This window comes from Hahella sp. CCB-MM4 (assembly GCF_002260525.1).
GTDB lineage: Bacteria > Pseudomonadota > Gammaproteobacteria > Pseudomonadales > Oleiphilaceae > Hahella.
Genome location: NZ_MRYI01000004.1, coordinates 51779 through 71239 on the forward strand (window position 1 = coordinate 51779; position 19461 = coordinate 71239).

Here is a 19461-nt window from a genome sequence, read left to right on the forward strand (position 1 = left end):
TTTAAAACTTGAGGCCAAGTCAGGCTATGCAATCTACTTTAAGTTTTCAGAGGATTCCAGCATGTTTGCCACAATACAGATGACCTTAACTTACTGTAATAAACAGTAGTTTACCTGCCTGATCAGGAATATTCCCGCCACCTCTGCTTTTGGCCATATATCCCTATTGTCGCGCAAACCGGCCGATCATGGGTAATCACAGCCCATGAATATCCTGTAATCATCAGCGCTCTCCACCACCGTGAGGCCTGGGACAAGCGTTTGAGAGAGCAAAGATTTTGGCCTTTTATGCACATTCTCTCAAAGGATCTCTTTATTTTTAACAGGAATCGGGCAAAATGAGTCCGCGCCGCTTTAACGCTGTTTACCCAGATTGTTTACCCGAAATATGGAATTATCGTGAACCAGGAAGCATTACAACAGTCACTGCCTCGAATTGCCACCATTCTGATTGTCGTTCTGGCTGCGACATTTATAGGGCTGCGCGCATACGGTTTCTGGCAGGACTACCAATCCATGGATCGGGAAGTGAATGTAAAGCCCTCACAGGTCTCAGCGGCACAGCAAGATCGCCCCATATCTTCTCTGGTGGCATTGAATCTGTTCGGATTCAAGAGTGAAAAACCGGAAGCCAAAGTAGAAGCCACGGAAAACCTTCCGGAAACCAATCTTAAACTGACACTTCGTGGAGTTTCCGCCACAGAAAAAGACTCGATTGGGGGAGCCCTGGTCGAAGGTCCAGATCGGCAGACGGAATTCTTTAAGATTGGGGACAGCATGCCGGGCAATGCGGTACTCCATTCTGTATACGCTAACCGGGTGGTGCTGGACAGAAAGGGCAAACTTGAAAATCTGTTTTTTCCTGAAGAATATGATGCCTCCGCATTTCAGGCCTTTAACTCTTCCTCATCCGAACCCGATGATGGTTACGTTGAACCACCCTTTGAGGAGCCGGAATATCCAGAGCCGCAATATGTGGAACCGGAATACCCCGAACCCCAATACGTTGAACCGGATTATAGCGGCGCACCCCAGGAAGCATTTGACCCCGGCGCAGTACCCGATGACGCAGCGCCCGAGCTGAACGGACTCGACGAGCAACGACGCGAGGAGATCCGCAATCGCCTTCAGCAGCTAAGAGAGCAAATTCGCCAACAAAACAACGGCTAACTTATTGTTATTCATAGGGAACAAGCCCTCTTCACAACGTTTGCTTACATTGCTTAACAAATCTCTGTCCACTCCCCTCAACTAAGCATCCTATACTCCATAAAAAGAACCCTTTTCTTTATCATGGAGAGTTCAGGGGGCCCCGTCGCGAATGCTGTCGTTAAAAAGTTTGCGAGCCAAAACCATTATTGTCATGTTTGCCTGCTGGACCGTCCTAGCCTCTGCGGCATTCGAAATTTCGCTTCAGGTTTTGTCTCGCGTCGAAAAAGAGTTTGGTAGTCCAGCCCGTGACCGCCTTGAACGCTGGCAGCACCTCCTCAACTCACCCAAAACCCTTCCTGAAGATAAGAAGTTGATTCTGGTGAATTCCTTCTTCAATCAGACAGACTTCATATCCGACATGGAGCACTGGGGACGAGAGGACTACTGGGCAACTCCCATGGAATTTCTCATCACCAATGGCGGGGATTGCGAAGATTATTCAATCGCCAAATATTTTGCCCTGAGGGAACTGGGGGTATCTGACGAAAAACTCAGAATCACCTACGTAAAGGCCTTGAGGCTAAACCAGGCTCACATGGTTCTCGCCTATTACCCGGAACCCGATGCGGAACCTCTCATCCTCGACAATCTCATCAAAGACATAAAACCCGGCTCACAACGCGACGACCTCTACCCCATCTACAGCTTTAACGGCGACGGCCTCTGGCTTTCCAAACAACGGGGCCTGGGCAAGAAAGTCGGGCAATCTTCCAAGCTCAGCCAGTGGAATGAGCTGAATGAAAGGCTGTTGAAGCAGTTGCAGGCGAGTCTCTAGAATTCCATTGGGCAGATTTAGCAATGAACCTAAGCCCAAATTGATAAAGAGCCCAGATATGAACTCTGCCCTTAACCTTAACAACTTATTCTATTGAGCCCCTATACTTTCAGCCTACTATTTAGTTGGCTGACCTAATTCATCCAATATAAGTTCAATATCAAGATCGCCCTCAAAAATATTCAATATACTTTTTAGCTCAGCGATTTCCGATATATCCGACTTTTTATCAACATACACCTTCAATTCGCCCTCCACAGCCTGACGCAACTCCTCTAGAGCATTGATTCTAGCTGCTTTGAAGTATGCCAACGCCCTGTCAGGATCATCATTTATATTAAGCTCAAAGAATCCGGCTTCTATATTTGCATACTTATTCTTTGGACTTAGAATCACCGATGTACAAAGGGACTGATATGCATCATCTAATGTTCGAGCAGTGGAATCTTGTGGAAAATCCAGCTTTAATATCAACAATCCTCGGATATACCATAAGTCACAAGACGACACATATCTTTTAACCAGACTCTCGCAAAGAGAGAATGCCTTCTCATAATCCTTCAAACTTAAAAGACGATCTAATTCATCTCTTAGATTTATGTACTCATCCAGTTCCTTCATAGCTACCCATCGAATTCAGATTTACACCTTAACCAATTATGAGACAGCGATTCTCTTTCTGCCTCCCAACCTTCAGGCAAATCATAAAGATCATCAATGGATGGATCACGATTAACTAAATGCCCCATCCCGACCAAATGACCATCATCAAGGTGATCCCCCTGGCCGCATAAGCACTGCCATTCACCATCCTCGTGAACTACCAACAAAACTGGCCTCGTATCCTTAAAGACATGAGGACATACAAAAACACCAAGGTTTGGCTTGAATTTCATTGAATGACTCCGCATCGTGGCTGAGTTAGGGGGTTAACTGGATAGCGTACATTAGGCCTGTAAAGAGCAAAAAGCGTTCATTCAATCAAACATGCTGCCTGGTAAAAGGTGTGGATATTTGGTGCTTATTCAGAGCTCCTTGAATAGTTCTGGATTTTCGGGATACGGCCAATCAGCCCCCCCTAATGAAACTGCCTCCAATTCCAATTCAGTATCGCTAACTATTGTGCACATATATGAGCCCCCATGAGGAAAATCAGGGTGGCTAAAATTAAACTCCCACATATGAATACTGGGCAACTCAGTGAGAGGTGATTTCAGCTTTATAGTGGAGAAGAAACCAACCCTGGTCTCTTCCCAGTCGATACTCACTGCCTCATTAATACGCTCTCGAATAGCTGTACTTATCTCACTCTCGTTACGAAAGACGAGTTTAATTGCCAAAATCTCTTGTTGTCTCAACACGATCAAAACTCCTTTTTAGCAACACCTATGTCAAGCGAACAAGTTTGACTTCGTCGTTGTGAATCAATGCAGCGCAAAATGTTAAACCTTCGTCAAACACACAAACGTCATAGTCCTGCCAGGGCTCTCGATTATTTTAAAAATTTACAAAGCCTTTTGGTTTTGAAAATATCATCACTTCGTAATTTTCCATATCTAGAAAGCACGAAGTACTTTCGGAAAAACATTCCTCACGAAAACTATCGTATTTTTCTTGAGCCTTAATCCGGCAAGAAATTGGCATGGAATCATTTCGATCCAGAAAAAAGTTGCGTAAGATGTACAACCAGCTTTCTTCGTAGCTCAATCCTACGATTATCTGAGAGCAATTCCCCAAGTTTTTGAAAGTCCATGCTTTAGAACTCTAAAAGAATATATCCCTAGTATAGGGAAGGTTTACAATACGTCACCGACAAACAGGAGTTTTATCAATTGTTGACCTACGAAGGAATACGACTCCAGGATAATTCCTATCTTCTAATTTGCACACAGCGAAATTGTGCGGTGGTGTAAGTAATCTTATAGCCATATCACGCCTAGGTTTCTCCTTTAAATGTTTTAGATACTTGTGCGTCAACACCACCACAAAGACCACAACTCTTAATAAATTGCTCAGCTTTATCGAATGCTTTTTGCCTTACCTTTAATTGAGACTTTGTCAATGCAGCGACAGGCTGCGGCTAAGGGGAATAAATAACGTATAAAGAAAAAGCCCGCATGTGCGGGCTTAAATTATCAAAATTTCAAAAACTCTACATCTATTCTGTCCACTTTCATTCGAATGAATTTACCATCCAAATAGCCATAATCAGACATTAAGATTTCATCTTCAAATTGAATCACAGAGTGAATGACTGAACCGTCCAGCCTCCCAGCGACCCAATAGGAGAAGTCATTACCAATCCTTTCTAAAGCTACTTTTTCTTCGTTCAACTCTTCCACGCAATAGTCATCGAAAATTTCCAGCTCAAAGGATACAGGATATTCCTTTCCTTCTTGTATTTGATAAGGACAAACACCGGCAAAACAAGTTAGCTCAACACCATTCAGCTCTAAGGTAACTTCTTCTTCGATGTTGTCATCGATCTTTTTTACTAATGCATACAGTTTAGTCATCATGGCGCCGGATAAATAGTCTTGTCGCTAGCATTGCCGTTAAGCGTTTTCCAGAAATCCTTTCCGCTCTTAGTGTGAAGAGTAGTGATTTGACCCTGGTTGTTAGTCCCCACAAAAGCAAATTTGGACTGTCCTTTCTTATTTGTTCCCATTAGCTGCACGAACCCAGTTCTGGTTTCACCCTTGTAGGCATACTGAACTTTTGTACCGTTCTTCATCACATCTTGAGCGATAGATAAATACTCATCAGCATTCTTAGCACCAAATTCCGCTCCGTGCTTTTCAAAATGTCCGGCCAACTTTGCTTCATCTGCAAACCTTCCTGCGCCCTTTGCAACATCAACAACTTCATCCCCATATCGACCAGCCTTTATCGCAGACGACGCTCCTCCTGGAATAAATGGCGCTGCAGTTGCCAAGCCATCAATGATAATTCCTCCGGCATCAACTGCGGCTGCCCCATAATTTCCGTCTTTTACATTCGAGACAAAGGAAGCTACTCCTATCGCGATATTCAATGCATCCCAAGCTGTTTCGAGAACTCTTCCGTCAGGATCCACATACTTATATGGATTGTTGTTCACATAAGCATACCGATTAAAGCTCATCGGATTGCTTTCCATAAAACCGACCGGGTCCGTTGAGATAAACCGCCTTAACTCAGGGTCATAATACCTCGCCCCGAAATACGTCAGCCCCGTGCTTTCATCATGAGGCTTCCCGGTGTAGGACAGCGGTTCGCTGGTATCCCCCGTCTGCGCCCCGTATGGCATATAGCTCTTGCGCCACAATAGTTTGCCATTTTTATCCGACGCTGCCACCACAGAGCCCAGTCCATCAGTGTGGAAAAAAGTAGTGGTGCGCTGCGCATAGACCTCCCCTGCACTTATCAGAGAGATCAGCAGGACGGCCAGGCATTGAACCACTAGGCTATACACCCCTCCATTCTTAGTTTTTAAGGAAGTTGGATTCATCTTAATGTGTCCCTGGTTTTCCAAATTCTGGTTGGCATGGTGTGATTGTTTCATAACGGACTCCCTTCCCTTAGTGACCTAACAGGTTACGGATTTCACCACTGCTTTGAGTGATGTAGTTCAGGTACACCGGCTGGGTACTGATCAGGGTCGCACCAGCGCTGATGCCTTCTCCCGGGATCAATGCCTGGAGAACCGCCTTGCCGGGGGCATTGCCGCTGGCGTTACAGGCGACAGTACGAGGATTGAGCACACCGTCATACAGCGTCACCTCGGTTCCGGCATTCGGGCAGACGATCTCAATCCGGCGGGAGTCTTCCGGCAAACTGAAATTGTAGGCTAGGAAGACACTGTCGAAGAACATGGTCGCATCGTCCACTGCGGCGCCAGGAACGCTCACTAATGGCTGATAATCATAGGAAGATCCCGCCACCACACTGGTCTGAGCTGCGGAGGTAATCGCCATATCTTCACTTGCTGATTCAACCAGTTGCAACTTGAAGGATTGCTCCACGGTGTCTGCACCAGCAGTTGCCTGCAGAGTGACATAGGTCGTCTGATCCCCAGAAGTGGGTGTCCAATTCACGACGCCTGAGTTTGGATCAACCGACATTGCCACCGGACCGTTGGATAGCGCATAGCTAATAACGTCGCCGTCAGCATCTGTGGCAGAGATCGTATAGCTGTATGGTTGATCCACCACCGCCAGCGTGGGTGCATGAGACGTAATGACAGGCGGCACATTGGCAGGACCAGTAGAAGCCCACTCCACCTGAATAGCATCTGCAATGATGTAATTGTTACCTTCTCCGGATAGCGTCACTGAAGCATTGCTATCCAGGCTGTACGTCCCCAGTAGATTCCAGGATCCGCCACCGGTTTTCTGGCTGACCACTTTGGTTTCTGTACCACCGGTCGTCACGATACTGTAGGTTGCATCTGTCGCACGAGCATTGGTTGAGGTCCACCGAGCATATACATTGTACGTGCCCGATTGTGTCACTCCCAGCCCCCACGTATAGGATGTACCAGCACCGGAGGTGCCCTGAATATAGACGTAATCATCGCCATAAAAGCCGCTGGCATATGAGGAGGTTAACCAACTACCGACTACACTGGTCAGCGCGTCCCCGTTATCGACGATATAGGTATCCGGGCCGGACGACGAGGCTACGACGCTACTAACAACTTCCAGAGTGAAGCTTTGCTGGGTCGTTGTGTCGCCATCACTCACTTCTACTGTGACAGTGTACTGGTTAACATCAGATTCAGTGGGCGCCCACTGAATCAAGCCTGTATCAGGATCAATAGCCATACCTAGCGGAGCATCAATCAACTTATAGGTCAATGCTGCCGGTTCGGCCAGACGTACGGCTGCGATTGGCTTATCTGAGACCAAATGCAACGCCTCACCCTGATGGGTGGCCACTAAGGCATCGTAAAGTTGTCCCGCCTGCAAAGTCACAGGGACCGAGCTACCATCGGACGTGTACAGATTTACCTGTGTATCATCTTCCAGACTACTAATCACAGTACTATCGTGAATCCCCCACAGCTCAAAAGCCACTGGGGTCAGTGCAGTCACATCTTGAGGCTCACTACCCGACGAGTATCCGCCATGAAGAATAAAGACAGGGTTATCTGAACTGAACTTCACGGTTCCTGAGGACTGCGCCAAATCGATGGGGCTCACCGTGTCAGCGGCAACAGTGATGTTTTGAACACCTCCGTCGTAAGTCAGCGTCACATTGGCCGCATTTTCCTGAGCCAGAATGTAATAAATATGGCTTCCCCGGCTTTGCGGATAAAGGAACGTGGTTCCCCGATATGCCTCAGGCAATGGCGCTTCTGTCCAGTTCTGAGCATTACCCAAGGAGAAATACCCGTTGCCTTGGATCTTCAACCCTTGACTGACACCACTACCGGCAATTACCGCCATTTCACCGAGATTTAGTGTCATCGCGGAGGAGCCAGCCTGAATATCATTACCATCGGCCCCGCTATAGACGTTCAGAGGCAGTCCGGATTGCGCTGGATCCACAACATGGAAAGTAAATAATGGTGTAGAACTGGTTAACTTTGGATCAGATCCACCGATATATTCCAAATAATTATTAACCAAGTCATTATCCGGATCACCAGTTCTGTCTCCCGCAAACTCAGGATTCAAGCCATGCGCGGTTTCCCAAGCATCCGGCATTCCGTCAAAGTCACTGTCGAGGTTAGCACTGATTGCATTGACGACAACCGTCACCGAACCTTCTGCATGGCCACCCTGGGAGTCAGTCACACTCGCGGTAATAACATGAGTTCCTGCAGACAGTGTTACAGGTAAAGAAGCGGAGGAACCCAAATTTCCATCAATGCTGGAACTCCAACTGACGAGATCACTCAAACCACCGTCTTCTTGATCGGAAGCCGTGGTTGCCAGGGTAATGCTCTGACCTTCTGTAAAGCTTGCTCCATCTGTGGGCGCATCAATAACAATTTGGGGAACCGCATTTACCGTTACATTGACTTTATCCGACGTTTGGCTGCCATAACTGTCTGACACCTCTGCCGTAAGTTCATGTGCACCCGGCAACAAATTGACCAGCAGATCGTTACCTGAAGGCAGAGCCCCCTGAATACTGGACGTCCACGATATAGCATCAGAAAGCTCTTCTCCTTCAGTATCACTCACTACGGCAGTTAAAGTGACACTTTCACCTTCTTGTATCAATGCTCCACCCGACGGTGACGCAATACTCAAAGTAGGCGGATCGTTAACTGTCACAGTTACGCTTGCCGTCGCCGTGTTACCGTCTGAGTCTGTTACAGAAGCCGTTATGAGATGTATTCCCTGTGACAACGAAACAGAGAGACTATCATCTGCACCAATCGGCCCCGAGAGACTTGAACTCCATTGAATAGCGGAGCTGAGGTCTCCATCAGCCGCATCATTGGCCGTTCCGGAAAGGACAATACTGCTACCAGACTCTATAACTACATTGGAGCCTGGATTGAGCAGTGTAATGGTCGGATTCTCGTTGGGGGCGGCAGTGTAGTCATAGTAATAGCCAAAGTTATTACGAACCTCACCATTGAGTGTCCTGTAATTGACATAGACATTTTTACTACTGCTAATAATAGCGCCGACACCTATACCCTGCCCCGGCACTGGTTCTCTGAACGAAACTGTTCCGGGGAATTGACCATCCCCGTTACATTGTTTCACCTGAGGTGCCCGAGCACCGTCGTATAACGTGACATCTGTGCTGGATTCGGGACATACCACCTCAATTCTCTGTACTGCCTCAGCAAACTGGAAATAGCGGGCTCGGAACACACTATCCAGGAATTGAACTGTATCGAATACAGTACTTTCCGGTCCCGAAAGTATCGGGGTGTATTCATAACTCTCACCAGCCACGACGCTAGTTGTGGCGGGAGAACTAATTGCCCAGAAGTCTCCCCCTGAAGCAAGCACTTTTAGCATGAAGGCCTGGGTGGCATTGTTGGATCCATCGGTCGCCTGAAGCACAACACTGTGATCGCCCTCATCACCCGCGGCAGGAGTCCAGATCACCTCTCCGGTGTTTGGATCTACCGTCATGCTTGAGGGGCCATCAACCTTGGAATAAGAAATGCTATCCCCATCAAGATCCAAAGCGCTTAATGTGTAACGGTAATCTTCGTTCACGACAGCATTAGTCAAAGCTTTCGAGGTAATGCCTAGGGGCACACTATTGCCTTGTGACGGCGAATCCCATTCAATTCTGATCGCATCCGCTATGACATAGTTATTGCCATAACCGGAAAGCGTAACAGCCGCATTGGCATCCAATGAATAGGTACCCAGCAGGTTCCAGCTACCACCATCAGTCTTCTGGCTGACTACTGCAGTTTCAGCACCACTTGTCGTTGCAACACTATAGGTGGCATCAGAGGCACGGGCATTTGTTGATGTCCATCGTGCATATACCTTGTAGTTACCTGGCAATGTTACGGGCAACCCCCATGTATAAGAGGTTCCACTTCCAGAAGGCCCGGACATAAACTGATAATTACTTCCATAGTATCCAGCGGTATAGGTCGACGTTGACCAACTACCAACAGAACTGGTGGTGGCGTCCCCATTATCAACAACAATTGGATCCGGCGTGATTGGTGAAGATGATGCACTAACCACTTCAAGCGTATAGCTCTGAGTGGCTGTCTTCACTCCATCAGTTGCTTCTACTTCTACAGTGTACGAGTTGACATCAGATTCTGAAGGTGCCCAGGTGATCGTCCCGGTTGTCGGATCTATGTTCATACCCGGCGCACCGTCAAGCAGGCTATAAGTCACATCAACCGGCTTGGACTGCCTCAACGCAGAAACCCGCTTGTCAGATATGATATGGAGCGCCTCACCGTCAGCCACCTGTAGGGTTGGTTCATAGATCTGACCGGGCTGAAGAAGTATCGAGTCTGACTGCCCCCCAGAGGTGTACAGGTCCACCTGAGTGTCTTCTTCCAGAACACTAAGCACCGTATTCTCGTGAATACCCCACAACTCAAATCCAGCCGGAGTTAAGGATGTCACATCCTGCGGCTTACCATTTTCGTCTTTACCGGCATGCAACAAATAGAAAGGTTCATCTGCACTAAATTCTACCGCCCGCAGTTGATCCTCTAAGTTGAATTCAACAACCGTATCCAATGGTAGATGCAGGCTTTGAATTTCGAATCCGGCGATTGTAACGGTTACATCAACACCCGAGTCTCCTCCAGCTCCATAAAGGTAGTAGGTGTGAGCTCCACGGGTTTGTGGGTAAATAAATTGAGTTCCCCTTTGCACAAGAGCTACAGGCGCATCTGTCCATGGCATAGTGCTGGAAATTGAAAATCCGCCATCAGATGAGCTTAACCCCATTCCCTGAATAATATTAGCGGAATCTATACTAATTATTTCTCCCTGACCCAAAGGACCAAGCCCAATATTTCCTCCAATATAGACATCGTCATCTCCACCTATAAGCACCATATCTCCTGAAGTTTGCAAAGGGTGAAGAACCGTATAACCGTATCGCGTAGAAATCTCGCTACTACCATAGTTTCCAACCAGGAATTCGAGATAGTTGTTAACACCGTCATTATCAGCATCCAATAGTCGATCCAACGGATCCTTGGGATTCAGCCCATACTGGATTTCTCTGAATGTTGGTATGCCATCGCCATCATCATCTTTGTATGAATCTGAAGAATAAACTTGTACAGATATTGAGCGCTCACTTTCACCTCCCAAGCTATCAGTGACTTTAGCCGTTAACACATGGGTAGTGGGATCCACCTGATCATAGGCGGTCAAATAGACTTTTGGCGAGCTTCCCTGTCCAAGATAGCCATCAATGTCAGAGTACCACTTAACCTGTTCTGCGAGATTATCCCCCTCGGGGTCCGAAACACTCGCAGAGGGATAAAGGCTTCCAGACATTAGCCATTCACCTTCAGTCGGGGAAGCAATCGTGATAGATGGCAAGTCATTCATGATGAGCGTTATTACAGACTGACCAACAATTCCTTCTGAATCACTTACAGATGCGGTAATTCTATGAACCCCATCGCTTAAAGCCGTAGTAATATTAGTACCCGACCCCAGTAAACCATCTATATCCGAACGCCATTCGATAGAAGTAGCCAGATCTCCGTCCTCTTCATCGACCGCAGATCCTGACAACACGATCGTAGACCCTCTTGGCAACATCGAATCGGACTCGGGGGCGTTGATAGACACAATGGGCGAATAGTTTCCACTAAATGGTAATGAGTATGTATGAGAAGCATTACCGCCTTTAAGCGGCCAACCGGTTTTGGCCAAGCCATCACTGCCATCCTGGAAATAGTAAATATGGTCTCCGTTAAAATTACTGTCATTGGAGTAATAAATCATGCCGTCGTTGCCCAATATATATTGGGTCAGACCTGAAATGGATTTAGTCCACAGAACCACACCGTCAGCAGTAAGTGCGTATAGAGAGTGAGATCCTGAACTACCATATTTCTTTAAATAGATCGTTCCATCTTCTGCTAGAGATACGTCACCAAACCCACTGGAGGTACTCCAGATTGGTCCCGGAGTCAAAGCTTCACCGTCTTTGGAAAAACCAAATAAATATGTCGTTACTTCGTCATCTGACGTAGCTTTAACAAAGACATTTCCGTTTGAATCAACAAGAGGATAACTGACGTAGTTAATGTCGGCTTGATTTTCCTTAGTCCACAAGAGTTGCCCTGTTGTTCTATCAATACAATAAAGCGCATCACTTAGTACGTATTCCCTATTGTCACTCCCCAAAGCAATATAACCGGTTAAGTTTGCTTGCCCTGTATCGTACAAGGTAGTGACATGTAAGCCATCAGGGCTGACCTTATTGAACTTGCCGCCGGCAGTGAAGTATAGGTATCCGTATTCATCAATCGCTGTTGAAACACCTATAACGGAATCTGGCTCGCTATATGTCCAAATAGGCTCTTCCTGTTTAGAATCCAAAGCGACAATATTATGACTATCCTTCAGATAAACGGTCCCATTACTGCCAATTCCTACAAGGGTAAACGGATAAATTGGGTTCTCCCACTGTCGAATTGTTTCGCCGGTATTTGGATCCAAAACGTAGACATGCTTTTTCCCGTTAACCGTCTGGCCAATGACTACGAGCCCCCCGTTCAATCCTGGACTAACCGCGATCTCCTCTGCCACATCATCGAAGGGAACGCTCCACTTTTCGTTATTGAAAAGATCCCACGCAGCTATAGATCCGGTGCTTGAAGACCACCTTTTGAAGGAGGTATAAAAGGTGCCGTCACCTCCTACAGCAAATCTATAAAAGTCAATTTGATTGAGGAGAACATTTCCAGCTCTTGTTGGGTAGCTGTCTAAATCAAAGTTGTCAGTGTGAGCAACAATTTCTTGGCGCACGCTGAAACCATCCCCATCAACATCAACCCACAACTCTTCATTACTTTTTGGGTCGTATCCGTTATCGACCTCAAAGCCATCGCCCAAGGTATCTCCATCAGTATCAGCATCTAGAGGATTGGTAGCGAGGTCTGCTTCCTGCTTATCAGAAAGCCCATCGTTATCTGTATCCGTAATGTAAAGCATGGTGCCCTGTTGATATTCAACAGCATTCGACAAACCATCACCATCTTCATCTCCTTCACCATCAAGATCTGCTAAAAGGCTTCGACGAAAGTCCAGACAATCAGGAATTCCATCTAAGTCACTATCGCTACCAGTACTATATGATCCAGCTCGGTGCCTACACTCAAATGCGGACCTGAAGGAGTCATGCCCTGAGGTCTGCCAGCCTTCATCTGCCATCCCTTTGGAAACGGCAGCATAAGCTGATACTTGGCCTAACTTGTCACTAACGATAATTGTGCCGTCTTGTGTAGACAATAATGGGCTATAACTTCCAATTACGGACTGCGTCCAAAGAGTTTGAAGATCTTTATCAAGCGCAACAAGGTGATCATCTATAACGATATAAATCGTATCGTTCTTCGACAAACTCAATGAGGAGGCACCTCTATATGGGAGCCTTATAATATTGCCAACTGCATTACCTTCTACGTCATACTTATAAACGCGACCACTGTCTGAAGCGATATATATATGCCCTTCACTATCTATCACAGGGCCATATACTGCATCTCCGACATAAACATACCAAGTTACATTTTTCCCGATAGGATTTAGCCCATACAGATATCCGTCCTCCGTCGTAACGACGATTGTTCCCTGGTACGTCACAGCCATGCCCGTAATATCTCCACTACCAGGCCTGAACCACACAAACTCGTCAGTAGGTAGTAATGTACGAACTATATTTCCATAGGCTTGAAAAACTTTGCCATCTGCAGCGATGGCTATGGGAATATCTGCATCATTACCAAAATCAACTTCCCTTATAGGCGCATCACTACCGTTATCACTATTAAAAACAAATAATTTTCCATTGCTTAGCATATAGATAGAGTCACCGCTCCCTATTCCAAGCATGGCAGATGTATACTGGCTGTTCCCCATATCCCTTTTCCAATTGAGGGAACTATCAGGTGCATAGGAATATAAATAGTAACCGTCGTATACGATTATCGCACCGCCTTCGGTTATCATTGGCGAGGATTTAATAGCCCCTTCCAATTCGACTTCCCACTTTTTCTTGCCAGAGGGAGAAAGCGCATAAACTCTATTATTATCTGAACCCACATAAATAGTGCCATCTAAGCCATAGGCTGGCCCTGTAATGTTTCCATCCAATGAAACTAGCCACATTTGGCTTCCTTCTTCAGGCATTACATTGACATTAAATGGCTCAGACCTGGTTAATCCTTCCTGGACATTCGAATACCCATCACCATCATCGTCCAGAAAAGCTTCTGCTGCGTTATTAGGGTCATAACCTCGATCAAGTTCTTCCTTATCACTTAGCCCATCAAAATCAGTATCCCAATTGGTTGGGCTGGTTGAACCATTTAATTCGATATTGTCGTCAATGCCATCCATGTCCGAGTCACGACTAAAATAGTCCGTTCCCAACAAATACTCTTGATAATTTGTCAGCGTGTCTTCGTCCAGATCAATATCCGAATCATTATTATTAGGATCTAATCCGTGAGCAAATTCTTCGCAATCGGGAATTTTATCACCGTCTCTATCGCTATTGTTGGTGTAGTATCCGCCCTCAAATCTGCATACGTTATTTGAATTGAATCGATCATGGTTGCTCTGCGGCCAAGGCGTTTCAGCGGCCTTCTTGTTATCAACTATGGCAAACACTCTTCCGGCGTAATTACTAAAGAATACAGTGCCATCCTTGTCGATAACCGGTGCCGACCCACCGGTAAACTCAGAATAATAGTCAAACTTGGTGTTCAGACTCGGGTCCATTGATAGATCAAAGCTTCGTAACGCTCCCCCTTTGTTGGAACCATAAACCACCGAGTCGTTGGCTATGGCAGGAGTGTTTACATAGGTATCAAACATTGAAAGCTTATCGATAAGCTCTCCACTTTCCTTGTTAATGACAGCAAACCCACTACTGTCCGTGGTATCTTCATATGGAGCAAGAACATAGTCAGATCCAATTACAGGATTGATTTTTAATAACGTACTGCTAGGTATACTCGGTACGCCAGCTAAAGCATCCGACACCCATTTTGATTGTCCCTGAGACGAGATCGCAAAGAGTCGATTTTCAGAAATAAAATATAAGGTACCGTCATAATCAACCGATAATCCTGATGCCACTGAATCAGTATTATATGCCCAGTCATGCGATCCATCTTTGCTCAACGCCATTACTACAGAGAAATTCGAGTTATAGGGCTTTTTAGATATATATAGTTGTCCGTCTGCTCCTACGATCGGAGCTGTAAAGTAATCGTACAGCTCACCGATTTGTTTCTTCCATAAGAGATCGCCGGTTGGAGTATTTGCATAGAGAAACCCGTCTCGAGAGGCTGAATACACGGTTCCGTCTGACGCCAGACTCAGCGATAGAATTTTACTTCCTGCCTTATAAGGCCATCCATTAATTAATGAGCCATTTGAATCAAGAGCGTAGATGTACCCGTCATAATCACCAACATAAATTATGCCTTCTGGAGAAACAACTGGGTCGCTTTCAGTGCCAGATGTAGAATTAAATTCGAACTCCCATTTCTCCGTTCCGTCAGGATAAAGTGCATATAATCTATCATCTGAAACAAATATCGTTCCATCGGGACCGATAGTGACCCGCCCTAAATCAAATAGTCCGATTTCACTCGTCCATGCGATTGTCCCGGGCTCAGGCATACTGGCATTATCTGTAGGATCTGTCCCAGACAAACTTTCCTGCCGGTTAGTAAATCCATCATTATCCCAGTCTAATAAAGCGTCATCTGGATTGCTGGGATCAGTCTGCAAGACTATTTCCCATTTATCAGTGACTCCGTCATGATCGGAGTCCACCAGCATTGGATTCAACCTTGGATCAGCTAGCTCATCAGCATCCAATATTCCGTCCCGGTCTGAATCTATACTGGTAGGGTCAGATCCAGCGTCAATTTCTTCCTGGTCAGAGAATCCGTCACCATCGGTATCTCCACTGCCAAATATGGCTGTCCCTAGTGCCAATTCCTCTTTATTCAATATACCGTCGTTATCACTATCGGCATTTCCATCCTGAGGATCCTCGGGAGACAGTCCTACTTGAACTTCAACACAGTCTCGAATTCCATCATTATCGGCGTCCAGCAACGGCTCATCCGCGACATCGTCAGATTTGGCGATTAATGAACTACCTAGCAGTATGTAGTTTGTTGTCTGGCAATCATCAATGGATTGTTCGTACAAAAGATGGCCAGACTTAGTGTAGATATTATACTTGAGCTTATAGGTCCCATGTATTTGATCAACTGCCAGCTGACCATTTCCATCATAGGAGTAATCTTTGACCGTGGAATCTGTTACGACTCGAACAAGTCTTGAGGCATCATCAAAGTCGAAATGCTTCTTATCGTAATCCGCTAAAGGATAGGTGTTTTTATTGACAATCTTATCTGTAATATTCGCTAACGAATCATATTTCAACGTATAGTTCTGCTGAAGCGCACTTCCGTCTGATTTTTGGAGCCTGTCAGATATTAATCGGTTATTTTTGTCATAAATATATAATGTCTTTTGAGGTGCATTCTCAGCATCACGAGTGCTGGAAATATTCCCAATATGGTCATACTCAAAATATATATCACCCCAAGAACCACGAGCATTACGGAGCCTGTTAACCCCGTCATAGCTATCGTTTCTCGCCATCGAGATGCTTTGACCAGGATCTACAGAATTTTCAATAGAGGTTATGTTGCCAGCATCGTCATAGGTATAAGAAAGACCAACAAGATTCCCTGCACTGATGGTTTGTGGGAAAAGCCGCTGGTTCAAAGTCAGCGACCCTGTAACACCATTTGATAATGTGTAGCTTTGAATTTGACCGCTTGGATGAAAGCTAAGATTTGATGCAAATCCACCGACTTTCGTCGGCCTTCCAAATGCATCGGGAGCATAATCAACCGAGAAACTGTCTGGATAGGTTATTTTTTCCAGTGAATCCAGATTGTCAAAATCATAATGAAGGTTAAATGCCTTGGTTAGCAGGCCAGTAACAGTAAGCGTTTCATCTATTAAGTTATCATTGTCATCATAGACATACTCCCAGTCGGTATGCCCTGACGTCATTCTCTCAATGTTACCGTTTTTATTGTAGTGATTTTCAATATCAGCCGTGTAACCAGGGTAGTCAATATAGGTAACCCGGTTAAGACCATCATATGTAAGCCGAGTTGCTTCGTGATCACCTACCCGAATCGACGTATTGTTACCAAGTTCGTCATGCTCATAATAGGTAGTTCCGGTTTCCGGATGAGTCTGCTCGATCAGGAAAAGATGCTCATCGTAGGTATAAGTTCGATTAGGACCAACAACATGAGTTCCAATGTTTTCGCCCTGAAAAACTTTAGTAATCTGTCCAAGAATATTACGCTTCAAACCAGTTGACACAGACTCAGGCTGGTTAATGCTCATCAGCACTTGGTCCATTCCTCCGCCAAGCACTCTAAAAATAGTCTCAGTCTGGTTGTCACGTTCATCTGTCTGGACCACTTTCCCGTCGTAATAGTCAAACTTCACCGCTGTTCCGTCAGCGTTTTGCTGCTTAACTATTCTTCCCAAGGCGTCGTAGACATAATGGGTTCCATCAGATGAGTTTGGATATGATTGAAAGGTTTTGCGGCCTAAAGCATCATATTCGTATGTGGTAACAATAGAGTTACTACTAAGTGTATCGGTCCTAGTCGTACTTTTAAGACGCCCAAAACCATCATAACTGTCTTTCTGACTGTAGTTGCCTCTAGTTAAAGTACGAGTTTTGTTACCAGCTGAGCTATAAGAGACCGCTACACTGCTATTGATAGGATAGCTAATGCTTTTTAAACGATTTAACTCGTCGTACCCATAATTAGTGGTAAATCCCCGGCCATTCGTCTCAGACTTGAGCCGTCCGATATCGTCTACATCCCTTCTGATTTCAATACTCTCAGGATGTACTTCGAGTTTTGAAATACCCCTCTGATAGTCAGAATATTGAGTTAAAAAGTGCCGCGCGTCTTCCGTTGATTTCAAGTCCCCTGAGGCGTGGTACTCAAACTTAGAAACTACGCCGTTTTGATTTTCTTCCCGCAACTGGCCAATACCGTCAAACACCCTATCAACTTGGCTGACAATTGTTTCATCCTGAATCGACCAATTCTCGGGTTCAGCCGCTTCTATTGCATTTGCCTGAGAAACCGTTTCCTGTACGGCTTTATTGAGTATCCACGTATCCGTATCGTGTTCATATGTCGCTCTGGATACCCGATCAAAGTCGTTTAATAGATTCGAGGTCTCTATGATCGTTTGTGGATTACCAAACCTGTCCTGATCAATATAGAGAGTAGCGTGAGCATAGCCCTCTGAACCGACAGCTTTATCATCGCGACTTGAATATTCAGCCTCAACATAAGGCGCGTAGGTCTCAAAAGTCGCATCCCAATTATGGTTTACGCCATGAACATAATTCTCTTCAGATATTTTTCTGTAGCCCCAGGATTTCTTTCTTTTTTCCAATAAAACATTGTCGAGACTATATACAAGCGCTTCTACCTGCAGACCAAAAGAGGCTGGATCCCAGTGCCATACAGACAAGTCGTAAAACACTGTATCCTGACCGTAATGGCGATAAACGTATTTCGCGTCTGGAGCCGTTACCACAGTTTCATCAAGCTTAAGTGGCCTTTGACCACCTACAACACTACCATAGGAATAAGAGGAAGGCTTAAACTCGTAAGTCCACACCCCTTCTTCAGTCCCTTCATTTACAACGGTTTTAGAGCTAATAGATGTCGTTCTGTGGTCACTATCGACATAGAATTGTACATATTGATATGTGTAATGAATCTCTCCGCCGTCCGGATAGGTCACCTGTTTTAAAGAATAACTCCCAAGCCCATCTTCATCTATCTCATCATCTGGGTTTGGATCATCTTGCTTTTCGAAATAATCATAAGCCCAAACCCTTCCATCCGGCCTAACAACCTGCTTTAAATGACGGGAAGCATAATAATTGGGGATATCTTCAAACACATACTCCCAACGCTGGCCCTTAGCGACAATGGCTTTTAGTGTAGGTGCATCAGACTGGACATTGTCATATTCATAGGTAACGATCGGCGAACTATCACCTTCTTCACTACGATATATTTCAGATATATATACTATCCCTAGTGAATTACTTTCATACTTAATGTCAATCCAGTTTCCATGCACATCCTCTATACGAGTGGTAAACCAGCTGGGCTCGTCCTGGAAGAAAGAATATTCTTCCATGTAGTATTTTGTGCCGTTTGGTGCAGTTACCAGCATTCCCTCCATGCCATCGACACACTCTGCCTTCCAGTTACTCCGTGTAACCAGCGTCCCGTCTTTCAACTCACTACTTAATACGAGAAGTTCACGACTTCCGTCCGGATGCTCCAGGGAGGGGTTTTCTATGGTGGAGCCACTGTATAGAGAGCCCTGATTACAGAGATGGTCGCGATTTCGCCATGCAGTAACAATTCGACCGAAGTGCATTGTCCATCCAAGTCCATAGAAATTCCAGGACGGATAGGCATTTGTCTGAAGGCTGTTATAAAAGCGGTTTATTCTGACATCCATTCCTCCGTTACCGGGAAGATAAATGTCAGTATATGAAAGCTGAAGACCTCCAGAAAATGGATCGATGCTTTCATTAAAGCTCTGATTGAGAGTTTCCTTAAACGGATTTAAGCCTGGTTCAGAATAGTAATCACGGATTTCCTCTGATCGCGACCCTAGAGAAATACATAGCAATATTAGAAAGAAGAAAAGGCGATGTTGAACCGGCATGTCCTTGTTTCC

At 45.6% G+C, this 19461-nt stretch carries 8 protein-coding genes; 2 read left to right on the plus strand and 6 right to left on the minus strand.

Annotation, left to right across the window (positions count from 1 at the left end):
• Window positions 1-399: 399 nt before the first annotated feature.
• Window positions 400-1170 (plus strand): type II secretion system protein N, encoded by a 771-nt coding sequence (locus BTA51_RS10065; RefSeq protein WP_094707325.1) that lies wholly within the window; start codon window positions 400-402, stop codon window positions 1168-1170.
• A gap of 151 nt (window positions 1171-1321) precedes the next feature.
• Window positions 1322-1987 carry a transglutaminase-like cysteine peptidase gene (locus tag BTA51_RS10070; RefSeq protein WP_094707326.1) on the plus strand — a complete coding sequence of 222 codons (666 nt, stop codon included), beginning with the start codon at window positions 1322-1324 and terminating at the stop codon, window positions 1985-1987.
• Between the two features lie 117 nt (window positions 1988-2104).
• On the opposite strand, the gene BTA51_RS10075 is transcribed toward BTA51_RS10070, so the two are convergent.
• The 6 genes from BTA51_RS10075 to BTA51_RS10100 all read right to left on the minus strand — a co-directional run bounded on the left by BTA51_RS10075 (window position 2105) and on the right by BTA51_RS10100 (window position 19449).
• Window positions 2105-2608, minus strand: coding sequence for a hypothetical protein (locus BTA51_RS10075; protein WP_094707327.1), 504 nt, complete (start codon window positions 2606-2608; stop codon window positions 2105-2107).
• Window positions 2609-2610: 2 nt separating this feature from the next.
• Window positions 2611-2883 carry a hypothetical protein gene (locus BTA51_RS10080; protein ID WP_210404802.1) on the minus strand — a complete coding sequence of 91 codons (273 nt, stop codon included), beginning with the start codon at window positions 2881-2883 and terminating at the stop codon, window positions 2611-2613.
• Window positions 2884-3012: 129 nt separating this feature from the next.
• Window positions 3013-3348 carry a hypothetical protein gene (locus BTA51_RS10085; RefSeq protein ID WP_094707329.1) on the minus strand — a complete coding sequence of 112 codons (336 nt, stop codon included), beginning with the start codon at window positions 3346-3348 and terminating at the stop codon, window positions 3013-3015.
• 774 nt (window positions 3349-4122) lie between these two features.
• Complete coding sequence (locus BTA51_RS10090) at window positions 4123-4506, minus strand: hypothetical protein (protein ID WP_210404803.1); 384 nt, start codon at window positions 4504-4506, stop codon at window positions 4123-4125.
• Window positions 4503-5531, minus strand: a complete 1029-nt coding sequence (locus tag BTA51_RS10095; RefSeq protein WP_094707330.1) for an RHS repeat domain-containing protein — start codon at window positions 5529-5531, stop codon at window positions 4503-4505. The genes BTA51_RS10090 and BTA51_RS10095 overlap by 4 nt, the downstream gene beginning before the upstream one ends.
• Window positions 5532-5547: 16 nt before the next feature.
• Window positions 5548-19449 carry a PQQ-binding-like beta-propeller repeat protein gene (locus BTA51_RS10100; RefSeq protein ID WP_168188123.1) on the minus strand — a complete coding sequence of 4634 codons (13902 nt, stop codon included), beginning with the start codon at window positions 19447-19449 and terminating at the stop codon, window positions 5548-5550.
• Window positions 19450-19461: the final 12 nt, after the last annotated feature.

Coding starts and splice junctions, on each gene's coding strand:
- BTA51_RS10070 (WP_094707326.1), top strand. CDS start 1,322: ATGCTGTCGTTAAAAAGTTTGCGAGCCAAAACCATTATTGTCATGTTT.
- BTA51_RS10075 (WP_094707327.1), bottom strand. CDS start 2,608: ATGAAGGAACTGGATGAGTACATAAATCTAAGAGATGAATTAGATCGT.
- BTA51_RS10080 (WP_210404802.1), bottom strand. CDS start 2,883: ATGAAATTCAAGCCAAACCTTGGTGTTTTTGTATGTCCTCATGTCTTT.
- BTA51_RS10090 (WP_210404803.1), bottom strand. CDS start 4,506: ATGATGACTAAACTGTATGCATTAGTAAAAAAGATCGATGACAACATC.
- BTA51_RS10095 (WP_094707330.1), bottom strand. CDS start 5,531: ATGAAACAATCACACCATGCCAACCAGAATTTGGAAAACCAGGGACAC.
- BTA51_RS10100 (WP_168188123.1), bottom strand. CDS start 19,449: ATGCCGGTTCAACATCGCCTTTTCTTCTTTCTAATATTGCTATGTATT.